This is a genomic window from Pseudomonas sp. SG20056, from assembly GCF_031764535.1.
Classification (GTDB): Bacteria; Pseudomonadota; Gammaproteobacteria; order Pseudomonadales; family Pseudomonadaceae; genus Aquipseudomonas.
Genome location: NZ_CP134499.1, coordinates 666,772 through 688,635 on the forward strand (window position 1 = coordinate 666,772; position 21,864 = coordinate 688,635).

Sequence of the window (21,864 nt, forward strand, 5' to 3'; positions counted from 1 at the left end):
TTATATGATTCAGACTCAATCCATGCTCGACGTCGCTGACAACAGCGGTGCTCGTCGCGTTATGTGTATCAAGGTGCTGGGCGGTTCGCACCGTCGTTATGCTGGCATCGGCGACATCATCAAAGTCACCGTTAAGGAAGCAATTCCGCGCGGTAAAGTGAAGAAAGGCCAAGTGATGACTGCTGTTGTAGTCCGCACTCGCCACGGCGTTCGTCGCCCTGATGGCTCGATCATTCGCTTTGATGGCAACGCTGCTGTTCTGCTGAACAACAAGCAAGAGCCAATCGGCACTCGTATTTTTGGGCCAGTGACTCGTGAACTTCGTACTGAGAAGTTCATGAAGATCGTCTCGCTCGCCCCTGAAGTGCTCTAAGGAGATCCGACATGCAAAAGATTCGTCGTGACGACGAGATCATCGTGATCGCCGGTAAAGACAAAGGTAAGCGTGGCAAGGTGCTCAAGGTTCTCGCTGACGACCGTCTGGTCGTCGGTGGGATCAACCTGGTGAAGCGCCATACCAAGCCGAACCCGATGTCGGGCGTTCAGGGCGGTATCGTCGAGAAAGAAGCGCCATTGCACGCTTCTAACGTGGCCATCTTCAATGGCGAAACCAACAAGGCTGATCGCGTTGGTTTCAAAGTAGAAGAAGGTAAAAAAATTCGTGTCTTCAAGTCGACCCAAAAAGCGGTTGATGCTTGAACACTGCTAGGTAGAAGACCATGGCACGACTAAAAGAGATTTATCGGAAAGAAATCGCTCCCAAGCTTAAGGAAGAACTTAAGCTTGCCAACGTGATGGAAGTTCCGCGTATCACCAAGATCACCCTTAACATGGGCTTGGGCGAAGCAATCGGTGACAAGAAAATCATCGAGCACGCTGTTGCCGACCTGGAAAAGATTACTGGTCAGAAAGTCGTTGTGACTCATGCCCGTAAGTCGATTGCAGGCTTCAAGGTTCGTGAGGGCTGGCCGATCGGCGTTAAAGTAACTCTGCGCCGTGAGCGTATGTACGAGTTCCTGGATCGTCTGCTGTCCATCTCCCTGCCGCGCGTGCGTGACTTCCGCGGCCTGAATGCCAAGTCCTTCGATGGTCGTGGCAACTACAGCATGGGCGTTAAAGAGCAGATCATCTTCCCGGAAATCGACTACGACAAGATCGATGCTCTGCGTGGTCTGGACATTACCCTGACCACCACTGCCCGTACGGATGATGAAGGTCGCGCCTTGCTGCGTGCTTTCAAATTCCCGTTCCGCAACTGATTGGAGTTGGATCATGGCCAAAACCAGCATGAAAAACCGCGAGCTGAAGCGTCAGCAAACGGTAGCCAAGTACGCTAAGAAGCGTGCCGAGCTGAAAGCTACCATCGCCGATCTGAACGCCAGTCCAGAAGCGCGTTGGGCAGCACAAGTAGCGCTGCAGAAGCAGCCGCGTGACGCCAGCGCCTCGCGCCTGCGCAATCGCTGCCGCATTACCGGTCGTCCGCACGGCGTTTATCGCAAGTTCGGTCTGTCGCGTATCAAGCTGCGTGAAGCTGCAATGCGTGGTGATGTACCAGGTCTGGTTAAAGCCAGCTGGTAAAAAACAAAGCCGGCCTAGTGCCGGCTTTGTCTTATCTGTGAATCAGGCCCCTTTGGGGCTTGATTCATTTTTGATCAGTCTCTAGAATGCTCGGCTCGCCTGAGCCTGGGTTCAATTTTTCCCAGAATTCTCAGCGACTGTAGCCGCAAGGCTAATTCTTTTTGTATCAGGAGCGTCTAGCCCATGAGTATGCAGGACCCGTTAGCGGACATGCTAACTCGTATCCGTAATGCCCAGATGGCTGAAAAGTCCGTCGTAAGCATGCCGTCTTCCACGTTGAAGGTGGCTGTAGCCAAAGTTTTGAAAGACGAAGGTTATATTGCGGGTTATCAGATCAGCGGTGAAGTTAAGCCGCAGCTGTCCATCGAGCTGAAATACTTCGAAGGCCGTCCGGTTATCGAAGAAGTTAAGCGCGTTAGCCGTCCAGGCCTTCGCCAATACAAATCCGTCGATGATCTGCCGAAAGTTCGTGGCGGTCTCGGTGTATCCATCGTCTCCACCAACAAGGGTGTGATGACGGACCGCGCTGCGCGCGCTGCCGGTGTCGGCGGCGAAGTGCTTTGCACAGTGTTCTAAGGGGGGATAAGCATGTCTCGCGTTGCTAAGAACCCCGTAAAGCTGCCCGCTGGTGTTGAGATCAAGCTCACCGGCCAACAGCTTTCGGTAAAGGGTGCCAAGGGTGCTCTCGAACTGAACGTTCACTCGTCCGTTGAAGTCCTGCAGGAAGCTGGTGAGCTGCGTTTCGCTGCTCGCAATGGCGATCAGCAGACTCGTGCAATGGCCGGTACCACTCGCGCCCTGGTCAACAATATGGTGATCGGTGTTAGCGCTGGCTTCGAGCGCAAGCTGCAGCTGGTTGGTGTTGGTTACAAAGCGCAAGCCAAAGGTCAGGTGCTGAACCTCGCTCTCGGCTTCTCCCATCCGATCGACTATGAGTTGCCGGACGGTGTAGTGGCTGAAACCCCGAACCAGACCGAGATCCTGATCAAGGGTGTCGACAAACAACTGGTTGGTCAGGTCGCTGCGGAGATTCGTGACTTCCGTCGTCCTGAACCTTATAAGGGCAAAGGTGTTCGTTACGCTGACGAAGTCGTCCGCCGTAAAGAAGCCAAGAAGAAGTAGGGCATAGCAAATGACCGACAAAAAAGTTACTCGACTGCGTCGCGCTCGCAAAGCACGCCTGAAAATGCACGAGCTAGAAGCCGTGCGTCTCTGCGTGTATCGCTCTTCGCAGCACATCTATGCCCAGGTCATTTCGGCCGACGGCAGCAAGGTTCTGGCCAGCGCCTCTACCTTGGACAAAGCACTGCGTGACGGCGCCACTGGCAACGTTGACGCGGCCAAGAAAGTTGGTGAGCTGGTTGCCGAGCGTGCGAAAGCCGCTGGTGTAACTCAGGTTGCATTCGACCGTTCTGGCTTCAAGTACCACGGCCGCGTCAAGGCGCTGGCTGATGCTGCTCGTGAAGGCGGGCTGGAGTTCTAAGTTATGGCAAATAACGACCAAAAGCGCGACGAAGGCTATATCGAGAAGCTGGTACAGGTTAACCGCGTTGCCAAGACCGTTAAGGGTGGCCGTATCTTCACTTTCACCGCGTTGACCGTGGTTGGTGATGGTAAGGGTCGCGTCGGTTTCGGCCGTGGTAAGTCCCGTGAAGTGCCTGCTGCCATCCAGAAAGCGATGGAAGCTGCTCGTCGCAACATGATCCAGGTTGATCTGAACGGCACCACTCTGCAGTACGCAATGAAGTCTGCCCATGGCGCCTCCAAGGTGTACATGCAGCCTGCTTCTGAAGGTACCGGCATCATCGCCGGCGGCGCTATGCGTGCCGTGCTGGAAGTGGCTGGCGTGCAGAACGTTCTGGCTAAGTGCTACGGCTCGACTAACCCGGTGAACGTGGTGTATGCCACTTTCAAAGGTTTGAAAGCTATGCAGTCGCCAGGTTCTGTTGCGGCTAAGCGTGGCAAGAGCGTCGAGGAGATTCTCTAATCATGGCTAATACCGTAAAAGTCACGCTGATCAAAAGCATGACCGGCCGTATCCCCAACCATAAACTCTGCGTTAAAGGTCTGGGTCTGCGTCGCATCGGTCACACCGTAGAAGTGCTGGATACTCCCGAGAATCGCGGGATGATCAACAAGGCTTACTACATGCTGCGAGTCGAGGGTTAATTCATGTACCTGAACGATTTGAGTCCTGCGCCGGGTTCCCGTCGCGAGAAGCACCGTCCGGGCCGTGGTATCGGTAGCGGTTTGGGTAAGACTGGTGGCCGCGGCCACAAAGGTCAGACCTCCCGCTCCGGTGGCACCATTGCTCCGGGTTTCGAAGGCGGCCAGCAGCCTCTGCACCGCCGTCTGCCTAAGTTCGGTTTCGTTTCTTTGAAGGCTATGGATCGCGCAGAAGTGCGTACTTCCGAGCTGAATAAAATCGAAGGCGGCGTTGTTACTCTGCAGTCGCTGAAGGATGCCAACCTGATCAACCAAAACGTACAGCGTGTGAAAGTCATGCTGTCCGGTGAGGTTACTCGGGCAGTCACCCTTAAAGGTATCGCCGCCACCAAAGGTGCGCGCGCGGCTATCGAAGCAGCTGGCGGTAAGTTCGAGGAATAAATGGCTAAGCAAGGTGCTCTCTCAGCGCTCAGCAATGGCGGGTTATCCGAGCTCTGGGCTCGTTTGCGCTTTCTGTTCATGGCGATCATCGTCTATCGGATAGGTGCACACATCCCGGTTCCTGGTATCAACCCTGATCGGCTGGCGGACCTGTTTCGACAGAATGAGGGGACCATTCTTAGCTTGTTCAACATGTTTTCCGGCGGCGCGCTGGAGCGTATGAGTATTTTTGCACTGGGGATCATGCCGTACATTTCGGCGTCGATCATCATGCAGCTCATGACCGCTGTCAGCCCGCAGCTGGAGCAGTTGAAGAAGGAAGGTGAAGCTGGCCGTCGCAAGATTAGCCAGTACACCCGCTACGGCACCCTCGTCCTGGCAATTGTTCAGGCTGTCGGCATGTCCGTCGGTCTGGCCAGTCAGGGCGTAGCGTTTACAGTTGATTTCGGCTTCCACTTTGTTGCAGTCACCACTTTTGTGGCGGGTGCGATGTTCATGATGTGGCTGGGCGAGCAAATCACTGAGCGTGGTGTTGGCAACGGTATTTCGATGCTGATTTTTGCAGGCATCGTAGCCGGTCTGCCGTCGGCGATTGGGCAGTCTTTCGAGTCTGCTCGTCAGGGTGATATCAATATCTTTGCTCTGATTGCCATCGGTTTGCTGGCAGTAGCGATTATCGGTTTTGTGGTGTTCATTGAGCGTGGTCAGCGTCGCATTGCGGTGCACTACGCCAAGCGTCAGCAGGGTCGTAAGGTCTTTGCAGCGCAGACCAGCCACTTGCCGTTGAAGGTGAACATGGCGGGGGTTATCCCGGCTATTTTCGCCAGCAGCCTTCTGTTATTCCCGGCTTCGCTGGGTGCCTGGTTTGGTCAGTCCGAAGGTATGGGCTGGCTGCAGGATATTTCACAGGCTATCGCTCCTGGTCAGCCGTTGAACATTTTGCTGTTTAGTGCAGGGATTGTTTTCTTCTGCTTCTTCTATACAGCTCTGATGTTCAACCCGAAAGACGTAGCGGAGAACCTGAAGAAGTCCGGTGCCTTTATTCCGGGTATCCGTCCCGGTGAGCAATCGGCGCGCTATATCGATGGCGTGTTGACTCGCTTGACCATGTTCGGTGCTCTGTACATGACGGCCGTATGCTTGTTGCCCCAGTTCCTGGTGGTGGCTGCCAACGTACCGTTCTATCTTGGCGGGACCTCGTTGCTGATCGTGGTAGTGGTTGTGATGGACTTTATGTCGCAAGTACAATCGCACCTCGTTTCGCACCAGTACGAATCCCTGATGAAGAAAGCCAACCTGAAGGGCTACGGCAGCGGCATGCTGCGCTGAAGTCCATAAGGTTCGAGGAGTTGGTGATGAAAGTTCGTGCATCGGTGAAAAAGCTGTGCCGCAACTGCAAGATTATCCGTCGCGAAGGTGTTGTTCGCGTCATTTGCAGCGCGGAACCGCGTCACAAGCAGCGCCAAGGCTGAGTGTGAGTGAAGTGACAAGCCCGGCAGCTAGTGCGCTGCCGGGTTGATTATTTGTTTTTACAGCGTTAATATCTTGCGCCCTATTTCTTGGCTTCCGGGGCGTAGGTAGCTGTCAATTGGAGTTCCACTGAATGGCCCGTATTGCAGGCGTTAACATTCCGGATAACAAGCACACTGTTATCTCGTTGACCTACATCTATGGTGTTGGTCGCACAACTGCACAGAAAGTCTGTGCTGCCGCCGGCGTTAATCCGGCTGCAAAGATCAAAGATCTCTCTGACGAGCAGATCGAGCAGCTGCGTGGCGAAGTAGCCAAGGTGAATACCGAAGGCGACCTGCGTCGTGAAGTGAACATGAAAATCAAGCGCTTGATGGACCTGGGTTGCTACCGCGGCCTGCGTCATCGTCGTGGTCTGCCGGTTCGCGGTCAGCGTACCAAGACCAACGCGCGTACCCGTAAGGGCCCGCGTAAGCCGATCCGCAAGTAATCGCATTCGCGCATCGACAGGAATCTAGTCATGGCAAAACCTGCTGCTCGTACTCGTAAGAAAGTCAAAAAGACGGTGGTTGATGGCATCGCCCACATCCACGCCTCTTTCAACAACACAATCGTGACCATTACTGACCGTCAGGGCAATGCTCTGTCCTGGGCTACCTCTGGTGGTTCGGGTTTCCGCGGCTCGCGTAAAAGCACCCCGTTCGCCGCCCAGGTGGCTGCAGAACGTGCTGGTCAAGCTGCGCTGGAATATGGTCTGAAGAACCTCGACGTTAACGTCAAGGGTCCAGGTCCAGGTCGTGAGTCTGCTGTCCGTGCATTGAACGGCTGTGGCTATAAGATCGCCAGCATCACCGATGTGACGCCAATCCCGCATAACGGGTGCCGTCCTTCGAAGAAGCGTCGCGTGTAATCAGGAGACAGTGAGAAATGGCTCGTTACATTGGTCCCAAATGCAAACTGTCTCGTCGTGAAGGCACAGATCTTTTCCTGAAAAGCGGTGTACGCGCTCTGGAATCGAAGTGCAACATCGAAGCGGCCCCAGGTATTCACGGTCAGCGCCGTGGCCGTCAGTCTGACTACGGCACCCAGCTGCGTGAGAAGCAAAAAGTTCGTCGTATCTACGGTGTGCTTGAGCGTCAATTCAGCGGTTATTACAAAGAAGCTGCCGGCAAGAAAGGCGCTACTGGTGAGAACCTGCTGCAACTGCTCGAATGCCGTCTGGATAACGTGGTTTACCGCATGGGCTACGGCGCTACTCGCGCTGAATCCCGTCAGCTGGTATCGCACAAGTCGATCAGCGTAAACGGTAAAACTGTAAACGTACCGTCCTACCAGGTTAAAGCTGGTGACGTTGTTGCAGTCCGCGAGAAATCGAAGAATCAGCTGCGCATTGTTCAAGCTCTTGAGCTGTGTGCCCAGCGTGGCCGCGTTGAATGGGTAGAAGTAGACACTGAGAAGAAGTCTGGCGTGTTCAAAAACGTCCCGGCGCGCAGTGATCTCTCCGCTGACATCAACGAAAGCCTGATTGTCGAGCTCTACTCCAAGTAAGGGCTAGAAAATAGGTGCATCCATGCAGATTTCGGTAAATGAGTTCCTGACCCCCCGTCACATTGATGTGCAGGTGGTCAGTTCGACCCGCGCCAAGATCACTCTCGAGCCTCTCGAGCGTGGTTTTGGCCATACGCTGGGCAACGCGCTGCGTCGCATCCTGTTGTCCTCCATGCCTGGCTGTGCAGTAGTCGAGGCCGAGATTGACGGTGTACTCCATGAGTACAGCGCCATCGAAGGTGTTCAGGAAGACGTCATTGAAATCCTGCTCAACCTGAAAGGTCTGGCTGTCAAACTGCACGGTCGTGACGAAGTGACGTTGACTCTGGCGAAGAAGGGCTCGGGCGTAGTTACCGCTGCCGATATTCAGCTGGATCACGATGTCGAAATCGTCAACGGCGACCACGTAATCGCCAACCTGGCTTCCACTGGCGCGCTGAACATGAAGCTCACCATAGCTCGTGGTCGCGGCTATGAGCCGGCTGATGCTCGTCAGAGCGATGAAGATGAAAGCCGCAGCATTGGTCGCTTGCAGCTAGATGCTTCGTTCAGCCCGGTACGCCGTGTGTCGTACGTGGTGGAAAACGCTCGTGTTGAGCAGCGTACTAACCTGGACAAACTGGTTATTGACCTGGAGACCAACGGTACTCTGGACCCTGAAGAGGCTATCCGCCGCGCTGCAACCATTCTGCAACAGCAGTTGGCTGCGTTCGTCGACCTCAAAGGTGACAGTGAGCCTGTTGTTATCGAGCAGGAAGATGAGATCGATCCGATCCTCCTCCGTCCGGTTGATGACCTGGAACTGACTGTACGTTCGGCTAACTGCCTCAAAGCAGAGAACATTTACTACATCGGCGATCTGATTCAGCGCACCGAAGTAGAACTGTTGAAAACGCCGAACCTGGGCAAGAAATCCCTGACTGAAATCAAGGATGTTCTGGCTTCTCGCGGTCTGTCCCTCGGTATGCGCCTCGACAACTGGCCGCCGGCAAGTCTGAAGAAAGACGATAAGGCGACTGCCTGATCGTCATCATCACCGAACGTGAGTTTGGTAAGGAATTGAACCATGCGTCATCGTAAAAGTGGCCGTCACCTCAGCCGCACCAGCGCACACCGCAAGGCCATGTTCCAGAACATGGCGGTATCGCTGTTCGAGCATGAGCTGATCAAAACTACTCTGCCGAAAGCCAAAGAGCTGCGTCGCGTTGCCGAGCCGCTGATTACTCTGGCTAAAGAAGACAGCGTTGCCAATCGTCGTCTGGCCTTCGATCGTACTCGTTCGAAAGCCATCGTCGGCAAGCTGTTCAACGACCTGGGCAAGCGCTACGCCACCCGTCAGGGCGGTTACCTGCGTATTCTCAAGTGCGGTTTCCGCACTGGCGACAATGCTCCAATGGCTTATGTTGAGCTGGTTGACCGTCCGGTCGCTGGTGCAGCTGTAGACGCTGAGTAAGTCGTAGGTTGTATAAGAAACCGGGCTTTGGCCCGGTTTTTTTATGCCTGCAGCAAGGCTGGCTGCATTCAGTGCGCTTGACCCATTGGTTGCGGCCAGCCAGCATTAACCTTTGTATGTCGCTAGCTAAGGAAACCGCCTCATGAAAGGCCATGTAGACGTCATCGATTACCTGAAGGTGCTGCTCAAGGGCGAGCTGGCCGCGCGTGATCAGTATTTCGTGCATTCGCGTCTGTATGAAGATTGGGGTTTTACCAAGCTGTACGAGCGGATCAACCATGAGATGGAAGAGGAAACTCAGCACGCCGATGCCATCCTCAAGCGCATTCTGTTTCTCGAAGGTACACCTGACATGGTTCCGGACAGCTTCCGCTTCGGTCAGAGCGTGCCAGAGATGCTCAAGTTTGACCTTGCGCTGGAGTACCACGTGCGTGCAGCCCTGAGCAAAGGCATCGCCCTGTGCGAGCGGCATCAGGATTACCAGACCCGCGACATCCTGCTGGTGCAACTCAAGGACACTGAGGAGGATCACGCGTATTGGCTTGAGGTTCAGCTGGGTTTGATCGACCGTATTGGTTTGCAGAACTACCTGCAGACGCAGATGTAAGATTTTGCAGCCAACTAAAAGCCCCGCATGTGCGGGGCTTTTTGTTGTGCTCGAGCTTAGTCGCGATCACGTTCCAGCAGCGGTTTAAGGAAGTAGCCGGTGTGCGACTGCGGCATTTCGGCGACTTCTTCCGGCGTGCCGACGGCGATGATCTGGCCACCTTTGGAGCCACCTTCTGGGCCGAGATCCACCAGCCAGTCGGCGGTTTTGATCACGTCCAGGTTGTGCTCGATCACCACCACGGTGTTGCCGTGGTCGCGTAGGCGATGCAGCACGTCGAGCAGTTGCTGGATATCGGCGAAGTGCAGGCCGGTGGTCGGCTCATCGAGGATATACAGGGTCTTGCCAGTGTCGCGCTTGCTCAGCTCGCGGCTCAGCTTGACCCGTTGCGCCTCGCCGCCGGACAGGGTTGTCGCGCTCTGGCCCAGCTTGATATAGGACAGGCCGACATCCATCAGCGTCTGCAGTTTGCGCGCCAGTGCCGGAACAGCATCGAAGAACTCCCGTGCTTCCTCGATGGTCATGTCGAGCACTTCGGTGATGCTCTTGCCTTTGTATTTCACTTCCAGGGTTTCGCGGTTGTAGCGCTTGCTCTTGCATACGTCGCAGGGTACGTAGATGTCCGGCAGGAAGTGCATCTCTACCTTGATCAGGCCGTCGCCCTGGCAGGCTTCGCAGCGTCCGCCTTTGACGTTGAAGCTGAAGCGCCCCGGGCCGTAACCGCGCGAGCGCGACTCCGGCACGCCAGCGAACAGCTCGCGGATCGGCGTAAACAGCCCGGTGTAGGTCGCCGGGTTGGAGCGTGGCGTACGGCCGATCGGGCTTTGGTCGATATCCACCACTTTATCCAAGTGCTGCAGGCCGTCGATGCTGTCGTGGGCGGCGGCTTCCAGGGTGGTGGCGCCATTCAGCGCGGTGGCGCTGAGCGGAAACAGGGTGTTGTTGATCAGCGTCGATTTGCCAGAGCCGGACACGCCCGTGACGCAGGTGAGCAGGCCGATCGGGATTTCCAGGTCGACATTGCGCAGGTTGTTACCGCGCGCACCTTTGATCTTCAGCGAGAGCTTCTTGTCCCGTGGTGTGCGCTTGGCCGGCACTTTGATCTTCACGCGTCCGGACAGGTATTTACCAGTCAGTGAGTCCGGGTGGGCCATGACTTCAGCCGCTGTGCCCTGGGCAACGATCTGCCCACCATGCACGCCGGCACCTGGGCCGATATCTACCACGTAGTCGGCCATGCGAATGGCGTCTTCGTCGTGCTCAACCACGATCACCGTGTTGCCGATGTCACGCAGGTGACGCAGGGTGCCGAGCAGGCGCTCGTTGTCGCGTTGATGCAGGCCGATGCTCGGCTCGTCGAGGATGTACATCACCCCGACCAGGCCAGCGCCGATCTGGCTGGCCAGACGAATACGCTGCGCTTCACCGCCGGACAATGTGTCGGCGCTGCGGTCTAGGGTCAGGTAGTCGAGGCCGACGTTGACCAGAAACTGCAGGCGCTCGCGGATTTCCTTGAGGATCTTCTCGGCAATCTCGCCACGGCGGCCGGGTAGCGCCAGGCTGCCGAAATACTCGGTGGCGTCGCCAATCGGCATGCCGCTGACCGCTGGCAGGGTCTTCTCGCCGACCCATACATGCCGCGCCTCACGGCGCAGGCGTGTACCGCGGCAATCCTGACAGGCCTGGGTGCTGAGAAACTTGGCCAGCTCCTCGCGCACGCTGGTGGATTCGGTTTCGCGGTAGCGCCGTTCTAGGTTCGGCACGATGCCTTCGAAGGGGTGCGAGCGTTTGACGATGTCGCCACGGTCGTTGAGGTATTTGAAGTCGACGTTCTGCGTGCCGCTGCCGAACAGGATGCACTTCTGGTGTTCGGCGCTGAGCTCATCGAAGGGCACTTCCAGGCTGAAGCCGTAATGCGCAGCCAGGGAGCCGAGCATCTGGAAGTAATAGACATTGCGCCGGTCCCAGCCGCGGATCGCGCCCTCGGCCAGGGTCAGTTCGCCATTGACCAGGCGCTTGGTGTCGAAGAATTGCTTAACGCCCAGGCCGTCACAGGTCGGGCAAGCGCCGGCCGGGTTGTTGAAGGAGAACAGCTTGGGTTCCAGCTCGCTGATCGAGTGCCCGCAGACCGGGCAGGCGAAGCGAGCGGAGAAGATGATCTCTTCGCCTTCTTCGCCCTCCATCGGCGCGATCAGGGCCAGGCCGTCGGCCAGCTTCAGTGCTGTCTCGAAGGATTCGGCCAGGCGCTGCTGCAGGTCGCCGCGCGCCTTGAAGCGGTCAACCACGGCATCGATGCTGTGTTTTTTCTGCTTGTCGAGTTTCGGCAGTTCATCCAGCTCGTAAATCTTGCCGTTGACCCGCACGCGGACGAAGCCCTGGGCGCGCAGCTCATCAAAGACTGCCAGGTGTTCGCCTTTGCGTTCGCGGATCACCGGGGCCAGCAGCATCAGCTTGCTGCCTTCGGGCAGGGCCAGCACCTGGTCGACCATCTGGCTGACGGTCTGCGCTTCTAGCGGCAAGTCGTGATCCGGGCAGCGTGGAATACCGGCGCGGGCGTAGAGCAGGCGCAGATAGTCGTAGATCTCGGTGATGGTGCCGACGGTGGAGCGCGGGTTGTGTGAGGTGGATTTCTGCTCGATGGAGATTGCCGGCGACAGGCCTTCGATGGTGTCGACATCGGGCTTTTCCATCATCGACAGGAACTGTCGAGCATAGGCCGACAGTGACTCGACATAACGGCGCTGGCCTTCGGCGTAGAGGGTGTCGAAGGCCAATGACGACTTGCCGGAACCGGACAGGCCGGTGATCACGATCAGCTTGTCGCGCGGCAGGGTCAGGTCGATGTTTTTTAGGTTGTGGGTGCGTGCACCCCGGATCAGAATCTTGTCCACAAACAACGGCCTCGCATGGCGGGCGGAAAACCACCGAGTATACGGGCCCGAAGGCGGGCGCGGCAAAGCGTCACTGCTGTGCCGCGCTCATTCAGTGCTGCTAGAATCGCCGCCTATTTCGACAGGGCCTTTCCCATGCATGATCCGCACAGCGAGCGCATGAGCGGCAGTGAAACCCGCGCGGCCGGTGGCCTGGCGCTGGTGTTCGCGTTCCGCATGCTCGGTATGTTTATGGTGCTGCCGGTACTGGCGACCTATGGCATGGAGTTACAGGGCAGTACACCGGCGCTGATCGGCCTGGCGATAGGCGCCTACGGTTTGACCCAGGCGTTTCTGCAGATTCCGTTTGGCATGCTCAGTGACCGCATCGGCCGGCGGCCGGTGATCTATGTCGGCCTGCTGATTTTCGCCGCCGGCAGCCTGTTAGCGGCCAATGCCGACTCGATTTATGGGGTGATTGCCGGACGCATTCTGCAAGGCGCCGGCGCGATTTCCGCTGCGGTGATGGCGCTGCTCTCTGACCTGACCCGTGAACAGCACCGCACCAAGGCCATGGCGATGATCGGTATGAGCATCGGGCTGTCGTTTGCCGTTGCCATGGTGGTCGGCCCGCTGCTGACCCGCGCCTTTGGCCTGTCCGGGCTGTTTCTCGCCACAGCAGCGATGGCGCTGCTGGGCATTGTGATCGTTGTCGGACTGGTGCCAGGGGCTGCCGGACCGTTGCAGCACCGTGAGTCGGGTGTAAGCACGCAAGCGTTGTTGCCTACGCTCAAGCACGCCGACTTGTTGCGTCTGGATTTCGGCATTCTGGTGCTGCACGCAATTCTGATGGCCAGCTTTATCGCCTTGCCGCTGGCGCTGGTGGAGCAGGGCGGCCTGGCTAAGGAAGAGCATTGGTGGGTCTACCTGACCGCGCTACTGGTGGGTTTCTTCGGCATGGTGCCGTTTATCATCTACGGCGAGAAAAAGCGTCGCATGAAGCAGGTGCTGCTCGGCGCGGTTAGCGTGCTGCTGCTCTGTGAGCTGTTCTTCTGGTGGTTTGGCACCAGCTTGCGTGCGCTGGTGCTCGGCACGGTGGTGTTCTTCACCGCGTTCAACTTGCTCGAAGCTTCGTTGCCGTCGCTGATCAGCAAGGTGGCTCCGGCGGGTGGCAAGGGCACGGCGATGGGGGTGTATTCCACCAGTCAGTTCCTCGGTGCGGCCATCGGCGGCATCCTGGGTGGCTGGCTGTATCAGCACTACAGCCTGTCGGGTGTGTTTGCGGGCTGTGCCCTGCTGGCTCTTTTTTGGTTGGCCTTTGCTGTTACTATGCGCGAACCGCCGTATGTCACCAGCCTGCGTCTGCCGCTTTCAGCTGCGGCTTTGCAAGAGGCGGGGTTGGTCGAGCGTTTACAGGCTGTGCCCGGAGTGGCGGATGCCGTAGTGGTACGCGACGAAGCGGCCATCTATATCAAAGTGGATACCCAACAATTGGACCGCACGTCCCTTGAGCGCCTCATAGAGCCGGCGCCGGTGGCGTGCTGAAAGCCTAGGAGAACGTTATGGCCCGTGGGGTTAACAAAGTCATTCTGGTCGGTACCTGCGGACAGGACCCGGAAACCCGTTACCTGCCGAGCGGCAACGCGGTCACCAACCTGAGCCTGGCGACCAGCGAGCAGTGGACCGACAAACAGACCGGTCAGAAGGTCGAGAAAACCGAGTGGCACCGTGTGTCGCTGTTCGGCAAAGTGGCCGAGATCGCCGGCGAATACCTGCGCAAAGGTTCGCAGGTGTACATCGAAGGCAAGCTGCAGACCCGTGAGTGGGAAAAAGACGGCATCAAGCGCTACACCACCGAAATTATCGTCGACATGCAGGGCACCATGCAGCTGCTTGGCGGTCGTCCGGACAACGCCGGTGGCGGTGATTCCGCCCCGCGTCAGCAGCGCCCTGCGCCGCAGCGCGAGCAGCAGTCAGCGCCACGCCCTGCACCCCAACAAGCACCTCAGCCTGCCGCGGATTTCGACAGCTTCGATGACGACATCCCGTTCTGATCTGCTGAGTTAACGCCGATCATGCGTATGCGGCTGATGCTGCTAGGTGGCGGTAATGCGTTGGGGCAGGCGTTGATTCGTCTCGGCGCTGAGGAAGACATTGGCTTTCTCGCCCCCAAACCGCCGGAGTCAGGCTGGGACCCCGCCAGCCTCACTCAGTTGCTGGATGACACCCGCCCCGATGCCCTGATCAACCTTGCTTACTACTTCGACTGGTTTCAGGCCGAAGCGGTCAGCGAGGCACAGTTTGCTGCGCAGGAACGTTCAGTCGAGCGCCTTGCCGAGCTCTGTCAGCATCATCAGATTCGCCTGGTGCAGCCCTCCAGCTACCGCGTCTTTGATGGTTCACGGGCGACTGCTTACAGTGAGAAGGAAGAACCGGTGCCGCTTGGTGTGCGTGGTCAGGCGCTGTGGCGCTTTGAGCAGCGCGTGCGGGCGATCTGCCCACGGCATGTGCTGCTGCGCTTTGGCTGGTTGCTGGATGACAGCGCCAATGGCTTGCTCGGGCGCTTTCTGACTCGTGCCGCGCATGATGAACCGCTGTTGCTGGCCGATGACCGGCGTGGCAACCCGACCCCTGTCGACGATGCCGCGCGGGTCATTCTCGCCGTGCTCAAGCAGCTCGATTGCCAAACGCCACTGTGGGGCACCTACCACTATGGCGGGCATGAGGCGACCACCTCGCTGGCGCTGGGCCAGGCGGTGCTCAGCGAAGCGCGCAACTTCCGCAGCAATCTGGTCGATGAAGTGAGCGCGCAGGCGCACAGCGCGCGTCCGGATGCGGCTGAAGAGCCGCAGCATGCGGTGCTGTCCTGCAAGAAAATCCTTCATACCTTCGGCATCAAACCGCGAGCATGGCGCTCGGGGCTGCCGAGCCTACTGGACCGTTATTATCGCCATGTCTGATTCACGCCCTGTTCTGGTGACCGGCGGTGCCGGCTTTATCGGCTCGCACCTTGTCGATGCGCTACTGGCGCAGGGTTACCCCGTGCGGGTGTTGGACAACCTGTCGATGGGCAAGCTGGCCAATCTGACGCTGGATAACCCGCAGCTGCAGTTTATTCAGGGCGATGTCGCCGATGCCGCTGTCGTGGCGCAGGCGGTTGCTGGTTGCGCGGCGGTGGCGCACCTGGCTGCAGTGGCCTCGGTGCAAGCCTCGGTGGATGATCCGGTGGCGACTCATCAGAGTAATTTCGTCGGCACGTTGAATATCTGCGAGGCGATGCGTCTGCACGGCGTCAAGCGCGTGCTGTTCGCCTCCAGCGCGGCGGTGTATGGCAACAATGGCGAAGGTATGGCGATTGATGAAGCCACGCCCAAGGCGCCGCTGACGCCCTATGCGGCGGACAAGCTGGCCAGTGAGCATTACCTGGATTTCTATCGCCGCCAGCATGGCCTGGAGCCGGCGATCTTTCGTTTCTTCAATATTTTCGGTCCACGCCAGGATCCATCCTCGCCGTACTCCGGGGTGATCAGCATCTTCACTCAGCGCGTGCAGCAGGGCTTGCCGATCAGCGTATTCGGTGATGGTGAGCAGACCCGCGATTTCTTCTATATCGAAGACTTAGTCGCGCTGCTGACTCAGGCGCTGACCGCGCCGCAAGTCGTTGAGGGGGCGGTAAACGTCGGCTGGAATGAAGCTGTGAGTCTGAATCAGCTGCTGGCGCAGATCGGCGAGCTGTGCGGTGGCCTGCCTGCGGTGAACTATCAGGCGCAGCGTGCCGGCGATATTCGTCATTCGCGAGCGGATAACCAGCGCTTGCAGACACATTATCAACTGCCTGCGGCAACACCCATGCGTGAAGGCTTGCGCCGCTTGCTGGCGCAAGGCTGAGTGTGTGACGTCATAAAAAACCGGCCGCGAGGGCCGGTTTTTTTATGCCTGAGGGCTTAGAACTTGTAGCCCAGGCCAACCATGTAAACGAACGGGTCCACGTCCACATCAACCTTGACCTTGTCGCCGAGGATGTTGGTGGTGCCGGTGGTTTCGATGTCGATGTAGCGCACCTGGGCGTTGAGCATGATGTTGTCAGTCAGCATGTAGTCCATGCCCACCTGTGCGGCCAGGCCCCAGGAGTCCTTCATGTCCAGGCCGCTGAAACCTTTACCTTCCGCTTCGCTGCTCAGCTTGGTGTCGAAGAACCAAGTGTAGTTGATGCCCGCACCCACATAGGGCTGGAAGGCCGAGCTGGCATCCAGCGGGTAATAGACAACGCTCAGGGTCGGCGGCAGGTGCTTGAGTTCGCCGAGTTTGCCGTTCAGGCCAGCAAAGCCGCCCGGCATGCCTTTTACGCCGACGTTATGGCTGAACGGGGTGGCTGCCAGTAGCTCGATGCCGATGTTGTTGGTCAGCATGTAAGCGAAGTTCAGGCCCAACTGAGTGTCGCTGTCCAGGGTCGCTTTGGTACCGGCTACGTCAGTGCCGAGTGCGCCGACCCAGATGTCGCTGCTGCTTTCCTGCGGGTCAACGGTGATCGCGCCGGCGCGCACGATGATGTCGCCAGCCTGGTGTGCGTGCGCCAGTGGGGCGGCAATGGCTAGGGCCAGCAGTGAGGCGGTAAACAGTGAGGTACGCATGATGTGCTCCCATAAAGCGTCGGTTCGTATTGGCTGAGCACGATGTTAGGGGCGCGGATAAAACGACTGTTGATCCAGCTCAATAAAGTAGCTAGCTATCTAAATTTTCTTTTGCAGCCCATGAGAGGCGTGGTGTGCAGCGCTTTTGCGTTAACTGATGGCTTCACGCGGGTTGCTTGAGAGGTGTGAGGCAGTTGATAATGGTTCTCTTTATGTACGTTCTCTTAACAAGGAATGCCCCATGATCCCTCTGCCGAAGCGCCTGCTGGCAGTCGCTCTGGTTCTGGCCAGTGCGCCGCTCGCAGCGACTCCTCTGGATGCTGCGCTGGATGAAAGTCAGCAACTGGCCGCTGATGCCAAAGCCTCGCAGGCGCGCGTCGAGCAACTCGATGACGCCAGCCGGGAAATGCTCACCGAGTATCGAAATGCCTTGCAGCAGGCCGAGGCTTTGCAAGGTTATAACGCTCAGTTACGCGAGCTGGTTGCGGCGCAGCGCAAAGAGCTGGCTGGCTATCAGCAGCAACTCGATGGCATCGAGCGCACTCAGGAGGCGGTAACGCCACAGATGCGCCGCATGGTCGAGGTGCTCGGTGAATTTATCGCCGCCGACCTGCCGTTCCTGCCGGATGAGCGCAGCGACCGTCTGGCTCAGCTGCAGGATCTACTGCCGCGTGCGGATGTCAGCCTGGCCGAGAAATACCGGCGCATTCTTGAGGCCTACCAGGTGGAGAGCGACTACGGCCGCACCCTGGAAGCCTGGCGCGGTGAGTTGCCGAGTGAAGGGACGTCACGCAGTGTCGAGTTCCTCCGTCTGGGCCGCGTGATGCTGTATTTCCAGACCCTCGACGGTCATGAAAGTGGCTGGTGGAACCCGCAAACCCGTAGCTGGCAGCTGCTCGACGGCAGCGCCCGTCGCCCGTTGCGCCAAGCCATTGCGATTGCCCGCCAGGAGCAGGCTCCGGCCGTGCTTGACCTGCCCGTGAAGACCCTGGCGCTGGAGGCCAAGCCATGAATCGTCGTGTTCTCGCCTTTACCCTGGCCCTGCTGCCCGCCCTGGCTGGCGCTGCCGAGCCGCTGAGCCCCGATCAACTGCTGCAACGGATTCGTAGCGAGCGCGCGGCTGAAGTCAGCGCCATGCAAAGTCGCGAGCAGGCCTTTATTGCCGAGCGCGGCGAACGTGCCCAGCTGCTGGCCACTGCGCGCAGCGCCCTGGCCACGCAGAAGGCCGAAGCCGAGCGACTTAAGGCTGAATTTGACCGCCAGGAGGCCGAATTGGCCGAGCAGGAAAAGCTCCTCAGCCAGCGCGCCGGTCACCTTGGCGAGTTGTTTGGCGTGGTCCGCCAGAGCGCCGGTGATGTCGCCGGGCAATGGCAGGACAGCCTGCTCAACGCCCAATACCCCGAGCGCCTGGCGCGCCTCAAGGCACTGGCTGAAAGCCGCACGCTGCCGTCTGCTGCCGACCTCGATGGCTACTGGATGCTGCTGCTCGAAGACCTCACCGCCAGCGGCCGGGTTGAGCAACTGCAACTGCCGGTGGTGGCGGCTGATGGCACGCGCAATGCGCAGGATGTGCTGCGCGTCGGCGCGTTCTCCGCTTACGGCGTCGATGCCTTCTTGCGTTATGACGCCGATGCCGGTGAGCTGCTGGCGCCGCCGCGTCAGCCGTCCGGTTTGGGCCAGGTCGCGGACTATCTCGATAGCAGCGACGCGGTCGCCAGCCTGCCGGTTGATCCAAGCCGCGGTACCTTGCTGGCGCAGTTGCAGCGTGAGCCAGGTCTGTGGGACCGCGTGCAGCAGGGCGGCCTGGTCGGCTGGGTGATTCTGGTGCTCGGTGCATTTGGTCTGCTGCTGGCCGCCTGGCGCATGGTCTACCTGACCCGCGTAGGCCGTGGCGTCAGCGCGCAGATGCATGACTTGAGCGCACCGCGTGCCGACAACCCGCTGGGTCGGATCATCGGCGTGCTGGGTCCCAAGCCGCAGCTGGCGGATCTGGAAACCCTGGAGCTGAAGCTCGACGAGGCGATCCTGCAGGAAACCCCGCCGCTGGAAAAAGGCCAGGGCCTGCTCAAGCTGCTTAGCGCTGTGGCGCCGCTGCTCGGTCTGCTCGGCACCGTGACCGGGATGATCGTCACCTTCCAGGCGATTACCCAGGGCGGTGGAGGCGATTCGCGATTGATGGCTGACGGTATCTCGCAAGCGCTGGTGACCACTGTGTTGGGCCTGGTGGTGGCGATTCCGCTGCTGTTCCTGCACACCCTGTTGGCCAGCCGCAGCAAGGGCCTGATTCAGCTGTTGGAACAACAAAGTGCCGGGCTGATTGCCCTGCACCTGTCCGGGGCGCCGCGCCGTGACTGATTGGCTGGCGCTATGGTTGCGCCTGGTCGACAGCGGCCATGCCTTGCTCGACTTCATGAGCGCTGGTGGCGTGGTGATGTGGGCGCTGGCTGGCCTGTGCGTGGTGTTCTGGACCCTGGTATTCGAGCGCTTCTGGTACATGCGCCGGGTTTTCCCGGAGTGGGTCGCCGAGCGCCGTCAGGCCTGGCAGCAGGTGCTGAGCGACGACACTGGCAACTGGCAGCGCGCGGTGCGCAGTGCCTGGTTAGCCCAGGCGCAGCAACACCTGCTTGGCCCGCTGCGCCTGAGCAAGACCCTGGTGGCGATGTACCCGCTGCTGGGCTTGCTTGGTACGGTCAGCGGCATGGTCGCGGTGTTCGATGTACTGGCCATCAACGGCACCGGTAACCCGCGCGGCATGGCGGCCGGGGTCTGGCAGGCGACTCTGCCGACCATGGCCGGCATGGTCTTGGCGATTAGTGGATTGTTCAGCCTGGCGCGCCTCGAACGCGATGCACGCAGGGCTCTAGAGCGGCTGGCTGACCAGCTGCGTCACGACTGAGATTCGACACATGAGAATGCGCCGTCACCACCAGCAAGACGAAGACACCGGCATCGACCTGACGCCGATGCTCGACGTGGTTTTCATCATGCTGATCTTCTTTATCGTCACCAGCTCCTTTATCAAGGAAGCCGGCGTCGAAGTGCAGCGGCCCCAGGCGGAAACCGCCAGCCCGCAGGACAAAGGCAATATCCTCATCGCCATCACTGCCGATGGGCAGGTGTGGATGGACAAGAAAGTTGTCGACGTGCGCAGCGTGCGTGCGCACGTCGAGCGCATGCGCGTCGACCAGCCGGACGGCGCCGTGGTGGTTCAGGCCGATCAGGACGCGCGTACCGGCTTGGTGGTGCAGGTGATGGATCAGGCGCGTCTGGCCGGAGTACATGACGTGGCCCTGGCCGCTACGGCGGGAGCGCTTTGATGCGTTTGCCACTGTCCTTTGTCGCGGCCTGTGTGATGGCGCTGGCGCTGTTCGGCCTGATGCTTTACATGGTCGCGCCGCCCAGCAGCAAGCCGAGTGAGGAACCGCTGACGGTGGCCAATTTCGTCCGTCTCGACGGCGACTCCAGCGACACCGCGACGCGCACCCGCCAGCAGGCACCGCAACCGCCGCAAGCACAAACACCGCAAACCCCGACACCTCCGACGCCGATGACGGCCACCCCGAGCGCCAACCTGCCGGCCCTGGATCTGCCCGTGCCGAGCCTGAGCACCGGGATTGCCGTGAACAGCGCGCCGACACCAAGCCTGACGGGGCTGGCAGCGGGTGCCTCAGCGCCAAGTGCGCCAGCCCCGAGCGATGCCGGTGGTCAGCCCGGCGGCCCAGAAAGTGAGGTGATGCCGCTCAACGATGTCAGCCCGGAATACCCACGCTATGCCTTACAGCGCGGCATTGAAGGGCATGTGAAGCTGGCGTTCACCATCAACCGCGCCGGTGCTGTCGAAAACGTGCGCGTCATCGAAGCCAGTCCGCAGAACGTGTTCGAGCGCGAAGCCCGCCGTGCAGCCGTACGCTGGCGCTTTGCGCCGCGTACCGAGAGTGGCTTGGCGGTGGCTCGTGAGGCGGTGAAAACCCTGTACTTCCGTCTGGAAGGAGGTCGTTGATATGTATCGTCTACTGTTGCTGATCGCGCTGTGTAGCGCTGGTGCCGCGCAGGCGGCTGGGCAGAGTGTTGATCCGGGCGTGTTTCGCGCGCTGGATACGGCGCAGACCGCACAGAAGAAAGGCGACTACGCTGCCGCGCGGCGCGCTCTGGATGCCGCCAAGGGCACGCCGGGTAGCCTGGAAGAAGCGTTGCTGTGGCGCAGCCGCGGTTATCTGGCCTGGGCCGAAGGGCAGAATGCTCAGGCCATCGAATTGCTGGAAAAGGTGCTGAACAGCGGCAAGCTGGATGCCGAGCTGCAAGCCGCTGAAGTGCTGAACCTCGCTCGCCTGAATCTGGTCGAGCGCCGCTACGCCCAGGTGGTGACCCTGCTGGTGCCGGGGCAGGCCAACGCCAATGAAGAGGTGTTGCAGATGCTGGTGCAGGCCTATCAGGGCCTTAATCAGCCAGCCAAGGCGCTGCCGTTGGCTGAGCGTTATGTGCAGGCCAATCCGCAGGCCGCTGACAGCTGGTTGCAGTTTTTAGTCGCAATGAATGCTGACCTGAAGAAATACGCCGCCGCTGAGCGCTGGCAGCGCCAGTTGCTCGCACGCCAACCGAATAACGCCCAGGGCTGGCGTCAGCTGGCAGCTTTGCAGCAGCTGAGCGGCAGCCATGACAAGTCGTTGGCGACCTTGCGCGCAGCCTATCAAAAGGGCCTGCGCTTCAATGAAGGCGAGCTGGATAACCTGGTGCTGCTGGCGGGCGCGGCCGATCAGCCTTGGCAGGGCGCCAAGCTGCTCGCCGGGATGCTCGATCAGGGCCTGTTGCCGCGCACCGCCGCTCGTGAGGAGCGGCTGGGGCTGCTCTGGTGGCAGGCGCGTGAGCGCAGCAAGTCGGCGCAGGTATTCCGCGAACTGGCGCAGCGCTCGGGCAGTGCCAAACACTGGCTGCACCTGGCCCAGCTGGAACTGGAGCAGGCGCGCTGGCAGGCCGGGCTCGACGCCCTGGCCAAGGCCGAACGAGCCGGCGCCGAACGCAGCAAAGTGCGCGCCTGGCGCCAGTGGGCGGAAAGTGAGCTGAGTTATCAGCGTGACAAGCGGATCGCCAGCGCCGGCTGAT

At 59.4% G+C, this 21,864-nt stretch carries 30 protein-coding genes; 28 read left to right on the forward strand and 2 right to left on the reverse strand.

Translation table 11 applies throughout. The annotated features are described in order from the left end of the window. The first annotated feature begins 4 nt into the window (after positions 1-4). From rplN to bfr, 18 genes are all read left to right on the forward strand, one after another. Positions 5-373, forward strand: a complete 369-nt coding sequence (rplN, locus tag RHP75_RS03195) for a 50S ribosomal protein L14 (protein WP_003281831.1) — start codon at positions 5-7, stop codon at positions 371-373. 11 nt (positions 374-384) lie between these two features. Continuing rightward, complete coding sequence (rplX, locus tag RHP75_RS03200) at positions 385-699, forward strand: 50S ribosomal protein L24 (RefSeq protein ID WP_008374158.1); 315 nt, start codon at positions 385-387, stop codon at positions 697-699. Between the two features lie 20 nt (positions 700-719). Then, positions 720-1,259: a 50S ribosomal protein L5 gene (gene rplE, locus RHP75_RS03205; RefSeq protein WP_090255796.1), complete on the forward strand. Its 540-nt coding sequence runs from the start codon at positions 720-722 to the stop codon at positions 1,257-1,259. A 13-nt stretch (positions 1,260-1,272) separates the two neighbouring features. Then, positions 1,273-1,578, forward strand: coding sequence for a 30S ribosomal protein S14 (gene rpsN / locus RHP75_RS03210; protein WP_090255793.1), 306 nt, complete (start codon positions 1,273-1,275; stop codon positions 1,576-1,578). A 183-nt stretch (positions 1,579-1,761) separates the two neighbouring features. After that, positions 1,762-2,154, forward strand: coding sequence for a 30S ribosomal protein S8 (gene rpsH, locus RHP75_RS03215; protein ID WP_069519903.1), 393 nt, complete (start codon positions 1,762-1,764; stop codon positions 2,152-2,154). Positions 2,155-2,166: 12 nt separating this feature from the next. Beyond that, positions 2,167-2,700 carry a 50S ribosomal protein L6 gene (rplF, locus tag RHP75_RS03220; RefSeq protein WP_311090431.1) on the forward strand — a complete coding sequence of 178 codons (534 nt, stop codon included), beginning with the start codon at positions 2,167-2,169 and terminating at the stop codon, positions 2,698-2,700. Between the two features lie 10 nt (positions 2,701-2,710). Further along, on the forward strand, positions 2,711-3,061 hold the full coding sequence (gene rplR, locus RHP75_RS03225) for a 50S ribosomal protein L18 (RefSeq protein ID WP_003293038.1): 351 nt from the start codon (positions 2,711-2,713) through the stop codon (positions 3,059-3,061). A 3-nt stretch (positions 3,062-3,064) separates the two neighbouring features. After that, complete coding sequence (gene rpsE / locus RHP75_RS03230; RefSeq protein WP_090255789.1) at positions 3,065-3,565, forward strand: 30S ribosomal protein S5; 501 nt, start codon at positions 3,065-3,067, stop codon at positions 3,563-3,565. A 2-nt stretch (positions 3,566-3,567) separates the two neighbouring features. Then, entirely contained in the window at positions 3,568-3,747 is a 180-nt protein-coding gene (gene rpmD, locus RHP75_RS03235; protein WP_079204534.1) for a 50S ribosomal protein L30, read from the forward strand. Positions 3,748-3,750: 3 nt separating this feature from the next. Beyond that, positions 3,751-4,185, forward strand: a complete 435-nt coding sequence (rplO, locus tag RHP75_RS03240) for a 50S ribosomal protein L15 (RefSeq protein WP_311090432.1) — start codon at positions 3,751-3,753, stop codon at positions 4,183-4,185. Further along, positions 4,186-5,514 (forward strand): preprotein translocase subunit SecY, encoded by a 1,329-nt coding sequence (secY, locus tag RHP75_RS03245; protein WP_090255788.1) that lies wholly within the window; start codon positions 4,186-4,188, stop codon positions 5,512-5,514. Between the two features lie 26 nt (positions 5,515-5,540). Further along, positions 5,541-5,657, forward strand: a complete 117-nt coding sequence (gene rpmJ / locus RHP75_RS03250; protein ID WP_002555468.1) for a 50S ribosomal protein L36 — start codon at positions 5,541-5,543, stop codon at positions 5,655-5,657. Positions 5,658-5,788: 131 nt separating this feature from the next. After that, positions 5,789-6,145, forward strand: a complete 357-nt coding sequence (gene rpsM, locus RHP75_RS03255; RefSeq protein WP_090377333.1) for a 30S ribosomal protein S13 — start codon at positions 5,789-5,791, stop codon at positions 6,143-6,145. A 30-nt stretch (positions 6,146-6,175) separates the two neighbouring features. Further along, positions 6,176-6,565 carry a 30S ribosomal protein S11 gene (gene rpsK / locus RHP75_RS03260; protein WP_013789773.1) on the forward strand — a complete coding sequence of 130 codons (390 nt, stop codon included), beginning with the start codon at positions 6,176-6,178 and terminating at the stop codon, positions 6,563-6,565. Positions 6,566-6,582: 17 nt separating this feature from the next. Continuing rightward, positions 6,583-7,203 carry a 30S ribosomal protein S4 gene (gene rpsD / locus RHP75_RS03265; protein WP_160016246.1) on the forward strand — a complete coding sequence of 207 codons (621 nt, stop codon included), beginning with the start codon at positions 6,583-6,585 and terminating at the stop codon, positions 7,201-7,203. A 22-nt stretch (positions 7,204-7,225) separates the two neighbouring features. Beyond that, entirely contained in the window at positions 7,226-8,227 is a 1,002-nt protein-coding gene (locus RHP75_RS03270; protein ID WP_090255780.1) for a DNA-directed RNA polymerase subunit alpha, read from the forward strand. Positions 8,228-8,269: 42 nt separating this feature from the next. After that, positions 8,270-8,656 (forward strand): 50S ribosomal protein L17, encoded by a 387-nt coding sequence (rplQ, locus tag RHP75_RS03275; protein WP_069519894.1) that lies wholly within the window; start codon positions 8,270-8,272, stop codon positions 8,654-8,656. A 142-nt stretch (positions 8,657-8,798) separates the two neighbouring features. After that, positions 8,799-9,263, forward strand: a complete 465-nt coding sequence (gene bfr / locus RHP75_RS03280; RefSeq protein ID WP_311090433.1) for a bacterioferritin — start codon at positions 8,799-8,801, stop codon at positions 9,261-9,263. Positions 9,264-9,319: 56 nt separating this feature from the next. Here bfr and uvrA read toward each other — a convergent pair whose 3' ends face one another. Continuing rightward, the gene (uvrA, locus tag RHP75_RS03285; protein WP_311090434.1) at positions 9,320-12,154 is read right to left on the reverse strand and encodes an excinuclease ABC subunit UvrA; all 2,835 of its coding nucleotides are present in this window, start codon (positions 12,152-12,154) and stop codon (positions 9,320-9,322) included. Between the two features lie 135 nt (positions 12,155-12,289). Here uvrA and RHP75_RS03290 point away from each other — a divergent pair, with 135 nt between their 5' ends. The 4 genes from RHP75_RS03290 to RHP75_RS03305 are packed head-to-tail and all read left to right on the forward strand — an operon-like array spanning position 12,290 to position 16,021. Then, on the forward strand, positions 12,290-13,678 hold the full coding sequence (locus RHP75_RS03290; protein ID WP_311090435.1) for an MFS transporter: 1,389 nt from the start codon (positions 12,290-12,292) through the stop codon (positions 13,676-13,678). A 17-nt stretch (positions 13,679-13,695) separates the two neighbouring features. Further along, entirely contained in the window at positions 13,696-14,187 is a 492-nt protein-coding gene (locus RHP75_RS03295; RefSeq protein ID WP_233686006.1) for a single-stranded DNA-binding protein, read from the forward strand. Between the two features lie 21 nt (positions 14,188-14,208). Further along, positions 14,209-15,093, forward strand: a complete 885-nt coding sequence (locus tag RHP75_RS03300; RefSeq protein ID WP_311090436.1) for a sugar nucleotide-binding protein — start codon at positions 14,209-14,211, stop codon at positions 15,091-15,093. Then, entirely contained in the window at positions 15,086-16,021 is a 936-nt protein-coding gene (locus RHP75_RS03305) for an NAD-dependent epimerase/dehydratase family protein (RefSeq protein WP_311090437.1), read from the forward strand. Before RHP75_RS03300 ends, RHP75_RS03305 begins: the two co-directional genes overlap by 8 nt. A gap of 56 nt (positions 16,022-16,077) precedes the next feature. On the opposite strand, the gene RHP75_RS03310 is transcribed toward RHP75_RS03305, so the two are convergent. Then, positions 16,078-16,764, reverse strand: a complete 687-nt coding sequence (locus RHP75_RS03310) for an OmpW family outer membrane protein (protein ID WP_311090438.1) — start codon at positions 16,762-16,764, stop codon at positions 16,078-16,080. Positions 16,765-17,005: 241 nt separating this feature from the next. Between RHP75_RS03310 and RHP75_RS03315 the strand changes: the two genes are divergently transcribed. The 6 genes from RHP75_RS03315 to RHP75_RS03340 are packed head-to-tail and all read left to right on the forward strand — an operon-like array spanning position 17,006 to position 21,863. Next, entirely contained in the window at positions 17,006-17,776 is a 771-nt protein-coding gene (locus RHP75_RS03315; RefSeq protein WP_311090439.1) for a DUF3450 domain-containing protein, read from the forward strand. After that, positions 17,773-19,119 (forward strand): MotA/TolQ/ExbB proton channel family protein, encoded by a 1,347-nt coding sequence (locus tag RHP75_RS03320; protein WP_311090440.1) that lies wholly within the window; start codon positions 17,773-17,775, stop codon positions 19,117-19,119. The genes RHP75_RS03315 and RHP75_RS03320 overlap by 4 nt, the downstream gene beginning before the upstream one ends. Beyond that, positions 19,112-19,660 (forward strand): MotA/TolQ/ExbB proton channel family protein, encoded by a 549-nt coding sequence (locus tag RHP75_RS03325; protein ID WP_257777825.1) that lies wholly within the window; start codon positions 19,112-19,114, stop codon positions 19,658-19,660. The genes RHP75_RS03320 and RHP75_RS03325 overlap by 8 nt, the downstream gene beginning before the upstream one ends. Before the next feature lie 10 nt (positions 19,661-19,670). Beyond that, a complete protein-coding gene (locus tag RHP75_RS03330; protein WP_090255761.1) occupies positions 19,671-20,081 on the forward strand; it encodes a biopolymer transporter ExbD in 411 nt (136 codons plus the stop codon). After that, entirely contained in the window at positions 20,081-20,764 is a 684-nt protein-coding gene (locus tag RHP75_RS03335) for an energy transducer TonB (protein WP_311090441.1), read from the forward strand. Before RHP75_RS03330 ends, RHP75_RS03335 begins: the two co-directional genes overlap by 1 nt. 1 nt (position 20,765) lies before the next feature. Then, complete coding sequence (locus tag RHP75_RS03340; protein ID WP_311090442.1) at positions 20,766-21,863, forward strand: tetratricopeptide repeat protein; 1,098 nt, start codon at positions 20,766-20,768, stop codon at positions 21,861-21,863. The last annotated feature ends 1 nt before the right edge of the window (position 21,864 follow it).